Source organism: Nocardia sp. CA-151230 (assembly GCF_050942175.1).
Classification (GTDB): Bacteria; Actinomycetota; Actinomycetes; order Mycobacteriales; family Mycobacteriaceae; genus Nocardia.
The window spans coordinates 467573-481624 of sequence record NZ_CP192061.1 but is presented as its reverse complement, the minus strand read 5'-3'; the positions used below and the strand labels follow the sequence as shown (position 1 = coordinate 481624).

The 14052-nt window shown below is 67.3% G+C and carries 18 protein-coding genes; all 18 read right to left on the bottom strand.

Features of this window, described 5'->3' with window-relative positions; all coding sequences use genetic code 11:
• Positions 1 to 50: 50 nt before the first annotated feature.
• The gene (locus tag ACQP1O_RS02125) at positions 51 to 275 is read right to left on the bottom strand and encodes a hypothetical protein (protein ID WP_433564246.1); all 225 of its coding nucleotides are present in this window, start codon (positions 273 to 275) and stop codon (positions 51 to 53) included.
• A gap of 101 nt (positions 276 to 376) precedes the next feature.
• Entirely contained in the window at positions 377 to 1330 is a 954-nt protein-coding gene (locus tag ACQP1O_RS02120; RefSeq protein WP_433564245.1) for an esterase/lipase family protein, read from the bottom strand.
• A 189-nt stretch (positions 1331 to 1519) separates the two neighbouring features.
• On the bottom strand, positions 1520 to 2173 hold the full coding sequence (locus ACQP1O_RS02115; protein WP_433564244.1) for a DUF1772 domain-containing protein: 654 nt from the start codon (positions 2171 to 2173) through the stop codon (positions 1520 to 1522).
• A 151-nt stretch (positions 2174 to 2324) separates the two neighbouring features.
• On the bottom strand, positions 2325 to 2885 hold the full coding sequence (locus ACQP1O_RS02110; protein ID WP_433564243.1) for an FHA domain-containing protein: 561 nt from the start codon (positions 2883 to 2885) through the stop codon (positions 2325 to 2327).
• Between the two features lie 254 nt (positions 2886 to 3139).
• Positions 3140 to 3502 (bottom strand): histone-like nucleoid-structuring protein Lsr2, encoded by a 363-nt coding sequence (locus tag ACQP1O_RS02105; RefSeq protein ID WP_354831422.1) that lies wholly within the window; start codon positions 3500 to 3502, stop codon positions 3140 to 3142.
• A 116-nt stretch (positions 3503 to 3618) separates the two neighbouring features.
• Positions 3619 to 5085, bottom strand: a complete 1467-nt coding sequence (gene lysS, locus ACQP1O_RS02100; protein ID WP_433567555.1) for a lysine--tRNA ligase — start codon at positions 5083 to 5085, stop codon at positions 3619 to 3621.
• A gap of 159 nt (positions 5086 to 5244) precedes the next feature.
• Complete coding sequence (locus ACQP1O_RS02095; protein WP_433567554.1) at positions 5245 to 5667, bottom strand: rhodanese-like domain-containing protein; 423 nt, start codon at positions 5665 to 5667, stop codon at positions 5245 to 5247.
• A 5-nt stretch (positions 5668 to 5672) separates the two neighbouring features.
• Positions 5673 to 6281 (bottom strand): cysteine dioxygenase, encoded by a 609-nt coding sequence (locus ACQP1O_RS02090; RefSeq protein WP_433564242.1) that lies wholly within the window; start codon positions 6279 to 6281, stop codon positions 5673 to 5675.
• A gap of 193 nt (positions 6282 to 6474) precedes the next feature.
• The gene (locus tag ACQP1O_RS02085; protein WP_433564241.1) at positions 6475 to 7290 is read right to left on the bottom strand and encodes a type III pantothenate kinase; all 816 of its coding nucleotides are present in this window, start codon (positions 7288 to 7290) and stop codon (positions 6475 to 6477) included.
• A 10-nt stretch (positions 7291 to 7300) separates the two neighbouring features.
• Complete coding sequence (gene panD / locus ACQP1O_RS02080; RefSeq protein ID WP_433564240.1) at positions 7301 to 7720, bottom strand: aspartate 1-decarboxylase; 420 nt, start codon at positions 7718 to 7720, stop codon at positions 7301 to 7303.
• Between the two features lie 13 nt (positions 7721 to 7733).
• Positions 7734 to 8660: a pantoate--beta-alanine ligase gene (gene panC, locus ACQP1O_RS02075; protein ID WP_433564239.1), complete on the bottom strand. Its 927-nt coding sequence runs from the start codon at positions 8658 to 8660 to the stop codon at positions 7734 to 7736.
• Between the two features lie 5 nt (positions 8661 to 8665).
• Positions 8666 to 9670: a Rossmann-like and DUF2520 domain-containing protein gene (locus tag ACQP1O_RS02070; RefSeq protein WP_433564238.1), complete on the bottom strand. Its 1005-nt coding sequence runs from the start codon at positions 9668 to 9670 to the stop codon at positions 8666 to 8668.
• A gap of 190 nt (positions 9671 to 9860) precedes the next feature.
• Positions 9861 to 10892: a DUF6779 domain-containing protein gene (locus ACQP1O_RS02065; protein ID WP_433564237.1), complete on the bottom strand. Its 1032-nt coding sequence runs from the start codon at positions 10890 to 10892 to the stop codon at positions 9861 to 9863.
• Positions 10893 to 10961: 69 nt separating this feature from the next.
• Positions 10962 to 11432, bottom strand: a complete 471-nt coding sequence (locus ACQP1O_RS02060; protein WP_354831436.1) for a DUF3180 domain-containing protein — start codon at positions 11430 to 11432, stop codon at positions 10962 to 10964.
• Between the two features lie 16 nt (positions 11433 to 11448).
• Positions 11449 to 11982: a 2-amino-4-hydroxy-6-hydroxymethyldihydropteridine diphosphokinase gene (folK, locus tag ACQP1O_RS02055; protein ID WP_433564236.1), complete on the bottom strand. Its 534-nt coding sequence runs from the start codon at positions 11980 to 11982 to the stop codon at positions 11449 to 11451.
• Between the two features lie 4 nt (positions 11983 to 11986).
• Positions 11987 to 12382 (bottom strand): dihydroneopterin aldolase, encoded by a 396-nt coding sequence (gene folB, locus ACQP1O_RS02050; protein WP_433564235.1) that lies wholly within the window; start codon positions 12380 to 12382, stop codon positions 11987 to 11989.
• Positions 12379 to 13242 (bottom strand): dihydropteroate synthase, encoded by an 864-nt coding sequence (gene folP, locus ACQP1O_RS02045; protein ID WP_433567553.1) that lies wholly within the window; start codon positions 13240 to 13242, stop codon positions 12379 to 12381. Before folP ends, folB begins: the two co-directional genes overlap by 4 nt.
• Before the next feature lie 77 nt (positions 13243 to 13319).
• Entirely contained in the window at positions 13320 to 13919 is a 600-nt protein-coding gene (gene folE / locus ACQP1O_RS02040; protein WP_433564234.1) for a GTP cyclohydrolase I FolE, read from the bottom strand.
• Between the last annotated feature and the right edge of the window lie 133 nt (positions 13920 to 14052).

Genomic DNA, 14052 nt, shown 5'->3' with positions numbered 1-14052 from the left:
GCTACGCCCACAGCGAACAAGTCGGTCAGTCGCGCGAATCCACGAATCCCCTATCCCGTGAACGGCGGAACGAACTCGCACGGAACCGGACGGGGATGCTCCGGATCCAGAGCGTTGAGGGCGACCATGGCCGCACGGCGGCTGCCCACGATGGCGAGGTGGTCGGCATCCAGGGCGGTCATGAAGGGGTCGCCGCCGACCACCTGCGCGCAGGGCCGGCAGACACCCATGCCGATGGCGGCCCACGTCGGCGACGCCCGTACCCAGCTGCGCACCGAAAGCCCGGACGACGTTCATGTTGTCGCCGTAGGTGCCATGCGCATCCGTCTCATGCCCCCCTCCCGCATTAGAACGCGTTACATGAGATGCAAGCCGGTCAGTCGCCTGTGATGAGTGGGACGAACTCGCATGACACCGGCTGGAGGTGCGCCGGGTCGAGGGCGTTGAGGGTCATCATGGCCGCACGGTGACTGCCGGCGATGGCCATGTGATCGGAGAAGTCGACAGGGCAACCGTCCTGCATCAGAGCATTGGTGACATTGGGACCCGACACCAGCGCGATAGAGGGCCACACCGCCTCGTCGAAGTTGGAGGCCAGGTTGGTGTAGGTGACCGACGGGTCGTAGACGCCGTCGGCGTTCAGGGCATTCATGAACGAGGAATTGCCGAGCATCTCCGGGCATGCCTGGCAGACGACGCCCGCCGCGGCCAGGTTGTCCACCTGGTCGGCGCTCGCGCCGAGCTGCCGCCCGAAGGCCCGCACCACGTTCATCTGGTCGCCGAAGATGCCCAGCCACGGGGGGGCGATGGCCACGAAGCGGTTGACCTCACCGGCGCCGCCGAGCCGCTTGATGAAGTAGTTGCCGACCGTATTGCCCTGCGAGTGAGCGACGAAGTCGACCTGCGCCGCACCGGTCGCGGAGAGTACGCGGCTCACGAAAGCGCCGAGCTGAGCGGCACTTTCGGGGATCGGCTTCATCCCGCCCAGCGCGGACAGCGGCCACGGCACGTCGAGGGCGCCGTAGGTCAGCGCGAATACGCAGTAGCCCTGATTGGCGAGCAGCGGCGCGTAGGTGCCCCAGTTGGTCTGCGCACCGCCCGCGGTGCCGTGGATCAGGACCACCGGATCCGGGTGCGCCACACTGGGTTTGCAGGACCAGTCATTGGCCCCGGGTAGTGAGCCACCGGGATTGGTGAGTTCGTTCGGGATGCCCGCGAAGAAATTGAAAGTGACCGGATATTCCGCTCGGGCGGTACCGCTCGCACCGATCCACAGGACCGCCAGAAACGCCATGATCAGCAGTGATCCCGGCGTTCCGCGCATGGGCATCCTTCGCATGTTCCCTCCCAAATTAGAACGCGTTCCGCCAACGTAGCCAGGAACCGGGCATGAGGGATGGATTACTGACGGGTAAGTTCTGAAACCGGTTTCAGTACAGGAAAACGGCGATGGCCGGGGCCCGCAGGCGGCGTGTGAGGCCGCACCGGAGGTCCCGGCCATTGCCGGAATCGGAAGGAATTACTGCTGACCGGAAGCGAAACCGGACTGGGACGGCAACGCCTGCCGGCCCGGAGCGGACCACGCCGCCGGAGCCGGGTAGGCACCCGGAGCCTGCGGGAAACCCGGCTGCGCGGTGGGCGCGACGGTGGTGACCGCGGCGGCCGCGCTCGCCTTGGCGTGCTGGACGCCGGCCACGAACAGCGCGCCCGTCAGCACCAGGAACGCCAGCGTGTGGAGCACCGCGCGGACGATATTCCAAGCCACCCACGAGCTTTCGAACTGCGAGCGCACCGCCGCCAGATCCGGGATCTGCCCGACGTCACCGGCATTGGCCAGCTGATTGTTGAGCGGCACGTTCAGGCCCGAGGTGACGCAGAAGGCGATCAGATTGAGGGCCAGCGCGACCCCGATCCAGCTCAGCGTGGTGCGGTTGTCCTTGCCCAGGTGCAGGGCCGCGGCCAGCACGGTGAAGCCGACCGTGCCCATGAATCCGAGCATGAACCACGGATTGATGATGACCACGTTGATCTTCTGCATGACATCGATGAAGGTGCGGTCGTCGGACTGGCCCAGGGCCGTCATCACCGAGGTCGCGTAGGCGTAGAACACCCCGGCGATCAGTCCGGTGGTCAGCGTCGCCGCCACCAGCGCGGCGGTGCGAAGTGCGAACATGGTTCTCTCCTGACTGGATCTGCCACCCGTGTTCTTCCCGGGTGATCAACTACATCCAGTCAATCGCCGACGGGCACGGAAACCCATGGCTCAGAAGCTCGCACGCATGCGCGGGGGTCCAACAGGCACGGGCAGTACCAGGATCGGCGAATCAGAGGTCGCGTTCGGAGATGACGCCGGACTGCATGGCCAGGTTGGCGAGGCGGACCCGCTTCTGGTTCTGCGGGAGGTCCTCGACACCGAACTTCGCGAACAACGCGCGCAGATGGGTCTTGATGGCGTCGACGCTGAGGAAGAGTTCCGCCGCGATCTGCTGGTTGGAGGCGGGTGAGGCGAACCCGTCATTGCTCCGGAGCGGCCGGCAGAGCGCGATCAATACCGACCGCTGGGTTTCGGTAAGCGAGCGCAGCGTCGGCAGCCCGCCGGTGGAGGTCTGCGTGACATCGCCTGCGGCGCCGCTGAAGTCGTGGAAGGTGACCCGCGAGGTGCCCATCCGGATGACGTCCCCCGGCTGCAGGCGATGGCGGCCGACCAGGCGATCCCCGTTGACGAAAGTGCCGTTGCGGGACAGGCCGTCGTCGACGATGGTCCAGTGCGCGCCCAGGTACTCGGCGGTGGCATGCAGGCGCGACACCTCGACGTCCCAGAAAAGTGACAGGTCTGCCTGCGGCGATCGCCCGATGGTGATTCGCTGCTGGTCAGGGGACAGCATCAGCTCATGCTGACGTCCCTCTTGATCCTTGACCCGAAGGAAGGAACCGTGGAAAGCGGTCACTGCGCCGATACCTCTTCTCTACATCCAGCCAGTGACATCGTCCGCACGTTTCAATGGTGCCTGGCCTTCCCGGCACTAGCAAGATCGCAGTCGACCCCCCGGTTATACGCAAAGCGTATGAAGAAAACCACTGCCGCCCGGGCACGCACGAAACACCCGGACGGCAGTCGAATCGGCGACTAGTCGGACAACTAGTTCTTAGCAGCGGCCTTGTTGTAAGCCTCGGTGATGTCAGCGGAGATACGACCACGAGCGGACACCTTGTGACCATTCCGGCGTGCCCATTCGCGAATGGCCGCGCTTTGTTCGCGATCGATCGACACCCGGTTCTTCGGGCCCGCGGCCGGAGCACCGGCCACCTTGGTACGACGCCGGCCACTCACGCGCCGAGCGGCCGAAACCCAACTGTCCAGACCCTCCCGCAGCTTGGCCGCATTCTCCGTCGACAAGTCGATCTCGTACGAGACGCCATCGATTGCGAACTCGATGGTCTCGTCCGCGATGGACTCACCGTCGACATCGTCGATCAAGCTAACGGTGACCTTCTTTGCCATGAGATGAACGTCCTCTCGAAATCGTGCGACCCGCATAGTCAGGCCGATTACCCGACGCCAGAATACCGCTAATTCCGATAGTCCCAGAACAGGCCCCGGAAATGCAATCCGGAGAACTATCGGGCTGCCGGACGCACAATTGGAAAGAGTATCGTTTCCCGGATTCCCAGGCCAGTCAGGGCCATCAGCAAACGATCGATACCCATACCCGTTCCGGTTGTGGGAGGCATACCGTGCTCCATCGCGGTGAGGAAGTCCTCGTCCAGGCGCATGGCCTCCTCGTCACCGGCCGCGGCCAAACGAGCCTGATCCATGAAACGGTCCCGCTGGATCACCGGATCCACGAGTTCGGAATAGCCGGTGGCCAGTTCGAAGCCGCGCACGTACAGGTCCCACTTCTCGGTAACCCCGGGCTTGCTCCGATGCTGGCGCGTCAGCGGCGATGTCTCGACCGGGAAGTCCCGTACGAAAGTCGGCGCGTACAGCTTGTCGCCGTAGACGTGCTCCCACAGTTCCTCGACCAGTTTGCCGTGACCGTAGCCCTTGCCCTCCGGAATTTCCAGACCGACCCGGTCCGCGAGTGCCAGCAATTCCTCGACCGACGTTTCCGGGGTGACCTCGGTACCGATCGACTCCGACAGCGACGGGTACATCTCCACCGTCGCCCACTCGCCGGACAGATCGTATTCGGTGCCGTCGGCGAGCGTCACGACCTGCGTGCCGTAGACCTCCTGCGCGACTTCCTGGATCAATTCCCGCATCATCGTGGCGGAATCGTCGTAGGTGCCGTACGCCTCGTAGGTTTCCAGCATTGCGAACTCGGGCGAATGGGTCGAGTCCGCGCCCTCGTTGCGGAAGTTCCGGTTGATCTCGAAGACCTTCTCGATGCCGCCCACCACGCAGCGCTTCAGGAACAGCTCCGGAGCGATGCGCAGGAACAGCTCCATATCGAGCGCGTTCGAGTGCGTGGCGAACGGACGGGCCGCGGCGCCGCCGTGAATGGTCTGCAGCATCGGGGTCTCGACCTCGAGGAAACCTCTGCGCTCCAACGCATTTCGCAGCGCGCGCACGGCCGCGACGCGGGTGCGGGCCATCTCACGGGCCTCCGGGCGCAGGATCAGGTCGACATAGCGCTGGCGGACGCGCGACTCCTCGCCCATCTCCTTGTGGGCCACCGGCAGCGGGCGCAGCGACTTCGCCGCCATCTCCCACGTATCGGCCATCACACTCAATTCGCCCGTGCGCGAGGCGATCACCTCGCCGTGGACGTACACGAAGTCGCCCAGGTCGACATCGGACTTCCAGGCCGCCAACGACTCCGCGCCGACGCCATTGAGGCTGATCATCGCCTGCAGCTTGGTGCCGTCACCCTCCTGCAGGGTGGCGAAACACAGTTTGCCGGTATTTCGGACGAAAATGACGCGCCCCGCAATCCCGACCGTCTGACCGGTCTGGGTATCGGCCGCCAGATCCGGGTACGCCGCGCGAATTTCACCGAGGGTATGGGTGCGGTTCACCACCACCGGATAGGCCTCACGGCCCTCCTCGAGCAACCGCTCGCGCTTCTCGCGGCGAATCCGCATCTGCTCGGGAACGTCATGCTCCACGGGGGCCGCCGCGGCACGCTTTTGCCCAGCAGGAACGGGGTTGCTCGAGGGAGAAGAAGGAGTGGAGGTGCTCACGGGTCTCAAGACTATCGTGCGGCGGAATTCCTTTTTTCCGCCGCCTCCCCGCCGCTTCGGCTACAGCCAGGCGAGGGTCGCGACCTCGCGCTCGAAGTGCGGGGCAGTGGCCGCGGCGGTCAGCAGGCCCGCCGCTTTCAAGGCCTGATATCCGCCCTCGAGGTCGGTGGCGCGGCGCAGGCCCAGCTGTTGCAGGGAGGCGGCGGCCAGGCTCGAGGTGTATCCCTCCGAGCAGACGATGATCCATTCCATGTCGTGGTGCTCGGCCATGGCCAGACGCGCGGAACTCGACGGATCCAAACGCCATTCCAGGACATTTCGCTCGATCACCAGCGCGCCCGGCAGGGTGCCCTCGCGCATCCGCTGCGCCTGCGGGCGAATATCCACCAGAATCGCGCCACGGGCGATGGCCTGCGGCAATTCGATCGGGAGCAGGCGACGCAGCTGCCCGCGGGCCTGGGCGAGCATGCCGTCGATCGTCATGTGGGTCATTCGAGTTCGCCTTCGGGCTGGTCGGTGAGGACGGAACGGGTGCGCCGCAGGGTGCCGTGGCCGGTGACCTCGTAATAGGACATGGCCGTCAGCGGCGGGGAATAGGCGTGCACGCTCAGAGTCGGATTCAGCGGGCCGGTGATGCCGGCCTCCGCCTCGGGGGCACGCACCACGTCGTGCACCCAGCCGAGCGGGAAGGAGGCCTGATCACCCGCGGTGAGGGTGCGGCGGCGCAGGTCCCGGCCGTTCCAGCGATATTCCGAGAGCGCGCCGGAGAGCACGGTCAGCGCTCCCAGCGAGCCGGCGTGGTCGTGCAGTTCGGTGTATTTGCCCTCGACCCAGCTGATCAGCCAGATGTCCACCTCGTCGTCGGCGACAAGCCTTGTGGCCCAGCGGTTTTCGGTGGGCCACAGGCCGCCGTCCGGCAGCAGGTGGTCGTAGCGGCCCTCCAGCACGTCCTGGGCGCCCTCATCGGTGAGGCGCAGCAGATCGGCCGGACGCAGCCGGGTCGGCAGGGCGGAGGCGGTGGCCCGCTCGGTGACCTCGGGCAGGAGCGGCGAGGCGGCGCGGGTATCGACAGGGAGGGAGAAAACAGAGGAACGCATGAGCGAAACTCCAAGAAGTGTGTTTGTGGTCGGGGGCTATAGGAAGCCTCGACGACCGTCGAGGCGAATCAGCCTCGACAACACTCCTGGGTGCTCACGCGGAAATACACGTCGGCGAGTCTAACAGCGGTTCGCCGGGAATCACCAGGGGCTCCCGACGACGACTGCGTCACTTTTATTCCCACCGGTCTGTTCAGGGCCGGGCGGCGCTCGGCTCGGGCCGGGTCCGGCGCTGCTGATTGCGCTCGTAGACCAGGCGCAGGCCGTCCAGTGTCAGATGCGGCTCGTGATGCTCGATGGTCTCCGACTCCGGCACGATCAGCGGCGCGGTCGCACCCGTCGCCACCACCGCCACATCGTCGCCGGAGAAGGCGTCGATATCGCGAATACGATCGATCAGGCCGTCCACCAGGCCGGCGAAACCGAAAATGGCGCCCGACTGCAGGCACTCCATGCTGTTCTTGCCCACCACCGACCGCGGGCGGGTCAGCTCCGCGCGGCGCAGCGCACTGCGGGCGATCAGCGCCTCGGTGGAAATCTCCACACCGGGCGCGATACTGCCGCCGAGGAATTCCCCCTTGGCCGACACCAGATCCACACAGATGGCCGTCCCGAAATCCACCACGATGGCCGGCGAGTGGAAACGGTGATACGCCGCAAGACAATTCACGATGCGATCCGCGCCCACCTCCTTGGGATTGTCGACCAGCAGCGGAATACCCGTGCGCACACCGGGTTCCACCAGCACGTGCGGGGCATGAGCCCAATACCGGGACAGCATTTCACGCAGCTCGCGCAGCACCGGCGGCACCGTGGACAGCGCCGCGACGCCCACCACCTGATCGGCGTCCGCGCCGATCAGGCCGCGCACCTGCAGCGCGAATTCGTCCGCGGTCAGCAGCGGATTGGTGTGCATCCGCCAGTGCCGCACCAGCTTCGCGTGGTCTCCGCTGCCGGAGAACAGGCCCAGCTCGATGCTGGTGTTGCGGACATCGATGGTCAGCAGCATGGCCCGCCGCTCAGGCCAGCGAGAGCGAACGCGGCGAGATCAGGTCGGACCCCTCCGGGGCGTGCGCCGGATCGGTGCCCAGCTCGATCGGGCGATTGCGCTCGTCGACGAAGACCACGTGCGGGGCGTAGCTCTTCAGCTCGGCCTCGTCCATCATGCCGTAGGCGATGAGGATGACCAGGTCGCCGGGATGCACGAGATGCGCTGCGGCGCCGTTGATTCCGATCACGCCGGAACCGCGCTCGCCGGCGATCACATAGGTCTCGAGGCGGGCCCCGTTGGTGATGTCGACAATGCTGACCTTCTCGCCCTCGAGCAGGTCGGCGGCATCGAGCAGGTCCTGGTCCACGGTCACCGAACCCACGTAGTGCAGATCGGCGTGAGTCACCGTGGCGCGGTGGATCTTCGACGTCATCATGGTGCGCAACATCGTCGTCGCCTTCCTAGAGAGCTGCCTGGGCAGGCTGATCGGGGGCAGTGGGGTGGCCATCGAGCGGCTTGCCGATGGAGACGGGCATGTTGTCGATCAGGCGGGTGGTGCCGACCCGGGCCGCGACCAGCAGCCGGGCATTGCCGGTCGGCCACTGCTCGGAGAAGTCCGCACCCCGCAGGGCCAGATAGTCGACCCGGACGTCCGGTGTGAGATCCAGCACCGACTGCGCGGTCTCCAGCACCGCCTCCGGACCCCGGCCCGCCGCGTGCCGGCCGGCCAGCAGCGCCGCCGACAGGGTGGTGGCCAGCTCGCGCTCCTCGGCGCTCAGATAGCGGTTGCGGGAGGACTTGGCCAGACCGTCCGCCTCGCGGACGGTCGCCGCCGGCACGACCTTCACATCCATGTTCAGGTCGACGACCATCTGCCGGATCAGCGCCAGCTGCTGGTAGTCCTTCTCGCCGAAGAACGCCTCGTGCGGCTGGCAGATATTGAAGAGCTTCGACACGACGGTCAGCACACCGGAGAAGTGGCCCGGGCGGGTCGCGCCCTCCAGGATGTCGCCGTAGGGACCGGCCTGCACCGTGGTGCGGGTGCCGAACGGGTACATGTCCTGGGCGCTCGGCGCGAACACCAGCTCCACGCCCTCACCGCGCAGCAGTTCCACATCCGCGTCCAGGGTGCGCGGGTACTTGTCGAGATCCTCGTTCGCGCCGAACTGCAGCGGGTTCACGAAGATCGACACGATGACGGTGGTGTTGGTCAGCTTGGCCAGCCGGACCAGCTCCAGATGGCCCTCGTGCAGCGCGCCCATGGTCGGCACCAGCGCGACCCGGCGGCCCACCGACCGCAGCGCCTTCACGACCTTGGTCATGACGGCCGGATCGTGCAGCACGGTCAGCTCGCCGCGCTTGTAGGTGCCAATCAGCTTGGGGTCCATGGGCGTCAGTGTCCTTTCTCCGGGCGGTCGGGGCCCTCCGTGGTTACGCTTCGCTGCCGCCTCCGGGCCTGACCGCCCGACCGGGGTCCTTCCAGCAGATCGATCAGGGCGGGATTGGTCTCGGCGCGCTGAGCCGAACGCAGCGACAGGGCGCGATAGCCCGCGGCCAGCCGGGGATTCAGGGCTTCGAGAGCGTCCAGATGCGCGGCCACCGCGGCCACATCGCCGCGCGCCACCGGACCCGTCAACGCGGCCGGGCCGCGGCGCAGGGCATTGTCGAGGGCGGCCGAGGCCAGCGGCGCGAGCATCCGCTCGGCCAGGCCGTTCGGCTGATCGTCCACCGTCTGCTGACCCAGCAGACCCGGACCGGCCAGCGCCGCGCGCAATGCCTCGACCGCATCCACGATCAAGGTCACCAGATGGTTGCTGCCGTGTGCGAGAGCCGCGTGATAGAGGGTGCGGTTCTCCTCCGCGACCCGCACCGGCTCGCCGCCCATCTCGATCACCAGCGACTGCCCGATGGCATAGCCGATGTCGTCGGCGGCGGTCACGCCGAAGCAGGCATTGGCCAGGCGGGCCACATCCTCGTCGTGTCCCGTGAACGTCATGGCCGGATGAATCGCCAGCGGCAGCGTGCCCAGCGCGGTCAGCGGCGCCAGCACGCCGACCCCGTTCGCACCGGACGTGTGCACCACGATGGTGCCCGCGCGCACCGCGGTCGCGGCCGCAAGACCCGCGACCAGACCCGGCAATTCACTGTCCGGCACCGCGAGAATCAGCAGCTCACTGCGGGCGGCCACCTCCTCGGCGGGCAGGATGCGGGAATCCGGCAGGCGCGTGGTGGCACGACGCACCGAGGCATCCGAAATCGCGGACACCCCGAATACGACATGACCGGCACGCTCCAGTGCCACACCCAGCGCGGATCCGACGCGTCCCGCCGAGACGATTCCCACCGTCAAGCGTGCAGGGGCAGGATCGGTCCCGCAGACATCCTTGTCCGAGGTCACTTTGTCCTCTCGAAAGTCGTTCCAGTCCCGCCTTGCGGGTACCGGACGTTACTCGAGCGAGAATATCGCCGCCGATTCGCCAGAGCTACCCACTGTGGGATAGGCAACTCTCGCGACTCTCAGGGGCTCCGCCCCGAACCCCCTCGGGATTCTCGGGGGCGCTGCCCTCGACCCCCGGTGGACTCTCCGGTCAGTTGCTGTTCTCGGACTCGAGATTGGCCATGATCTCGGCGACCGAGAGGCGGTGGGTGCCTTCGGCGCCGGCGTCGTCCTCGGAGCGGCGGCGACGGCGGGCGGTGGCGCGGCCCACCGGGGCCGCGGGAGTCGGGTCGGGGGTCAGGCGCGGGACGGGGACGGGGCCGTTGGTGGTAGTGCCATTGGCGGCGGTGCTTCCATTGGCGGACGCATTGCCGTTGGCGCCGGCATTGCGGTTCGCCGCGGGTGCGTCGGCGGATTCGTTGGCGGCCTCCGGGTTCGGGGGCGGGGTGGGTGAATCCGGTTCGGCGGCGGCGCGTTCGGCCTCGTAGTCCTGGCGCATGGCGTCGGTGATGACCGACGTCTCAGCGGTCACCGGGTCGTCGAAGGGGGTGGCGAAGGCCGGCGGTTCGGGGTGCGCGGGATCGAACTTCGGGGCCATGCGGGCGCGCGGGTCGTCGTCCTCGGCCTGGTCGGGGGACGACCACGGGTCCCAGGGATCCGCGTCCGGCCAGTTATCGTTCGCCGCCTCGGGGGCCTGATTGGACTCGCTGCTCGGAAGTTCTTGGACCCGAACAGCATCCGCACGCAGGGCCGGACGCTCGGAGGGCAGATCACCGTCGAACAGACGCTGCAGGCTCTCGCGCAGCACCGTGAGTTCGGCCCGCAGCGCGGCCATCTCCGCGGCGTCGGCACCGACCTCGTGGCGGACCCGGGTCTCGACGCCGAGCTCGTATTCGCGGCGGGCAGCAACCTCCCGCTCCAGCTGGAGTTGGTAGACCTTCTGGAGGTCGCCCACTTTCGCCTTGTCGACGGCCGCCTCCCTGCGATAACGGGTGGCCGCGAGTGCGCCGATGGCGGCCGCCCAGAGGGCCGCGACCAGGCCCACCCGGATCAGGTGGAGGTTGTCACTGAAGACCAGGAAAACGCTGGCAACCAGTCCGAGGAGAAGCAGAAAGCCGGTGAAGAACTTTCCCGCATCCTCCCGGCGGCGACGGGAAGCACTGCTACGGGAGGGTGAAACCATGTCCGCCAGCGTAGCTTGATCTCGGGAGTGCGGTCCCCGCCTTGGCGATGATCAGTGCCAATCCGTTAGCTACGAAGTAGCTGCCTCGTCGGGCGGTTCAATGGGGGCCCGACAGCAATACTCCAGCCACAGGGCCGCGGCTACCAGGGCGACCCCGCCCAGCAGACCCACCACCGCGCCCGGCGTATCCGACGCCGCCGCACGCAGATCCGAGCGCTGCATGAGCAGCCACACCAGGAAACCCAGCCAGATCCCGCCCACCAGCGACCCCACCTGCGCCGATGCCTTCGCCAGCGCCACCGCCCGGGCCGCCGTGATCGCATGCAGCTGCCCCGAACCGGGACCGATCCCGTGATTCTCCTTACGCTGCCGAATCACGAAGGCCAGTACCGCCTCCAGCAGCGCCACCGGCAACAGCGAGGCGCCGGAGAACACCGAGATCGGCGGGAAACTCGAATACGCCATATTGGTTGCGACCCAGGCCACGATCGCCGCCAGCAGCACATTCGCACACAGATCGAGAATGCGGGTCGGCTTCACCGCAGCAGCTCCGGCGTCACGGTGTCCAGCCCAGCGTCAGCTCGGTGCGGCGCACCCCACTCACCTCGGCGGAATCCAAGGCGGACAACCACTCTCGCAGCGTGCGTAGCCCGCCGGTCGCCTCCAGCTCCGCGTCGGGATCGATCTCCAGCCACGGCACCAGCACGAACGCGCGATGGTGGGCCTGTGGATGCGGCAGCGTCAGCACCGGATCCAGACTGCGCACCACCACCCGGCCGTCACGGCGGCGCGACTCGGCCTGCACCACGTCCACATCGAGAGTGCGCGCACCCCAGCGGACTTCCCGGATCCGCCCCGCGGCCTGCTCCAGCTCCTGACCCAGGCGTAGCCAGTCCGAGGGTTCCATGGCCGGATCCTCGGCCACCAGCACGGCATTCAGGTAGTCCTGCTGCGGCACCCCGCCCCACGGCGGGGTCGAGTACACCGACGAGACCGCCACTACGCGCGGGCCCAGTGCCTCCACGACACTGCGCAGATGCGCCAGCCGGTCACCGAGATTGGATCCGATCGACAGGACAACGCGGGTCACCGCTCTACTCCTCCGGTTCGCGACGACGGGACGTGACTACACGGACGTCTTCGAAGGTATGCGGAATCGGCGCGAAAGGCTTGTGCAGCACCACTTCCACGGCCTGGATGCGCGGATCGGCCATCACCTCGTCGGCGATGGTCGAGACCACCGTCTCGATCAGATCCTTCGGCTCCCCGGCCACGATCCGCACCACCTGCTCGGCCAGCTCGCCGTAGTGGACGGTGTCGGCGATGTCGTCCGACTTCGCGGCGGCGGTGAAATCCGTCCACAGCGTCAGATCCACGACGAACTCCTGGCCGTCGCGCTTCTCGAAGTCGAAGACACCATGATGGCCGTAGACGCGCAGCCCGCGCAGTTCGATACGGTCACCCGGCGATCCGGCGCGATCGAGGCTCACAGCCGCTCCCCCGTCTCCCGCTCCCGCACATACCGCTCCCGCAGGCGCCGGGCCGCATTGGTGGTCGCGTCGACCACCGCGATGGCGTCCAGCGACGATCGGACATCGTGCACCCGCACACCCCAGGCGCCGTGCTCGGCGGCCAGTGCGGAAATCGTGGCCGTGGCGACCTCGCGGCCGTCCGGCGGGCGCGGGCCCTCGGCATCGGCCAGCAGGCCGCCGAGAAAACGCTTGCGGGAGGCCCCGATCAGGATCGGCAGGCCCGCGTCCATCATCTCGGTCATGCGGTAGAACAGGCCGCCCAGCAGCTCCCAGTTGTGGTCGGCGTTCTTGGCGAAGCCCAGGCCCGGATCCAGCACCAGCTGCCCGAAGTCGACACCGCCGGCGAGGGCGAACTCGACCTGCGCGTTCAGCTCCTCCCAGACCTTGGACACCACATCGTCGTACTGTTCGGCGGGACCGGCGTGACGGTAGTCCGCCTCGGCCCGCCAGTGCATGAGGATCCACGGGATCTTGGTCGCCGCAACGACTTTCACCATGTTCGGGTCGGCACGCCCGCCCGACACGTCATTGACCATGGACACGCCCGCCGCGATGGCGGCCTCGGCCACGCTCGCCCGCATGGTGTCCACGCTGGTCGGCACCCCGGCCGCGGCCAGCTGCCGGATCACCGGAACCACCCGCACCGCTTCGGTTTCCGGGTCGATGCGAATCGCGCCGGGCCGGGTGGACTCACCGCCGACATCGATGATGTCCGCGCCCATCTCGTACAGCTCGAGACCGTGCGCGACCGCCAGACCCGGATCCAGGTAGCGGCCGCCATCGGAGAACGAGTCGCTGGTGACGTTCACGACGCCCATCACCACGCACGAGCGGCCCCCACGAGGAACAACCAGGTTGGCCCCCCGTGTACCGCTCTCGGCCATGGTCGGTGCGCTCACTTTCGCAGAATGAGATCCAGGGCCTCCGCGCGAGAAGAGGCGTTGGACTGCAGCAGGCCGCGCACCGCCGAGGTGGTGGTGGAGGCGCCCGGCTTGCGGATACCGCGCATCGCCATGCACAGGTGCTCGGCCTCGATCACCACGATGGCGCCGCGCGGATCCAGCTTCTCCATCACGGCGTCGGCGATCTGGCTGGTCAACCGCTCCTGCACCTGCGGGCGCTTGGCGTACAGATCGACCAGTCGGGCCAGCTTGGACAGTCCGGTCACCCGGCCGTGCGGGCCCGGAATGTAGCCGACGTGCGCGACGCCGTGGAACGCCACCAGGTGGTGCTCACAGGTCGAGTACATGGGAATGTCGCGAACCAGCACCAGCTCCTGGTGCCCCTCCTCGAAGGTGGTGTTGAGCACCTCGGACGGATCGGTGAACAGTCCGGCGAACATCTCCCGGTAGGACCGAGCCACCCGGGCCGGGGTTTCGGCGAGCCCGGGGCGATCCGGATTCTCGCCGACCGCGATCAGCAACTCCCGTACGGCAGCTTCCGCACGGTCCTGATCGAACGGTCGACCGGTGTCGAGCGCGATCAGGCCGGACACGACACGATTGTTGGTGGCCGACAATCGACACCTCCTGTGTTGACTTGCCGCACGTGCACACGCGGCTTGGACGCGGTCGCCGAACCACTCGGGCGGATCCGGACGGGGGGCGTTCACCCAGCATCCGAACCCC

Coding starts and splice junctions, on each gene's coding strand:
- ACQP1O_RS02095 (WP_433567554.1), bottom strand. CDS start 5,667: ATGACGATCGACGGCATGCTCGCCCAGGCCCGCGGGCAGCTGCGTCGC.
- ACQP1O_RS02090 (WP_433564242.1), bottom strand. CDS start 6,281: ATGCGTTCCTCTGTTTTCTCCCTCCCTGTCGATACCCGCGCCGCCTCG.
- panC (WP_433564239.1), bottom strand. CDS start 8,660: ATGGACCCCAAGCTGATTGGCACCTACAAGCGCGGCGAGCTGACCGTG.
- ACQP1O_RS02085 (WP_433564241.1), bottom strand. CDS start 7,290: ATGCTGCTGACCATCGATGTCCGCAACACCAGCATCGAGCTGGGCCTG.
- folP (WP_433567553.1), bottom strand. CDS start 13,242: ATGGGCGTCGTGAACGTCACCAGCGACTCGTTCTCCGATGGCGGCCGC.
- ACQP1O_RS02065 (WP_433564237.1), bottom strand. CDS start 10,892: ATGGTTTCACCCTCCCGTAGCAGTGCTTCCCGTCGCCGCCGGGAGGAT.
- ACQP1O_RS02105 (WP_354831422.1), bottom strand. CDS start 3,502: ATGGCAAAGAAGGTCACCGTTAGCTTGATCGACGATGTCGACGGTGAG.
- ACQP1O_RS02110 (WP_433564243.1), bottom strand. CDS start 2,885: ATGCTGTCCCCTGACCAGCAGCGAATCACCATCGGGCGATCGCCGCAG.
- lysS (WP_433567555.1), bottom strand. CDS start 5,085: ATGCGGATTCGCCGCGAGAAGCGCGAGCGGTTGCTCGAGGAGGGCCGT.
- panD (WP_433564240.1), bottom strand. CDS start 7,720: ATGTTGCGCACCATGATGACGTCGAAGATCCACCGCGCCACGGTGACT.
- ACQP1O_RS02120 (WP_433564245.1), bottom strand. CDS start 1,330: ATGCCCATGCGCGGAACGCCGGGATCACTGCTGATCATGGCGTTTCTG.
- ACQP1O_RS02115 (WP_433564244.1), bottom strand. CDS start 2,173: ATGTTCGCACTTCGCACCGCCGCGCTGGTGGCGGCGACGCTGACCACC.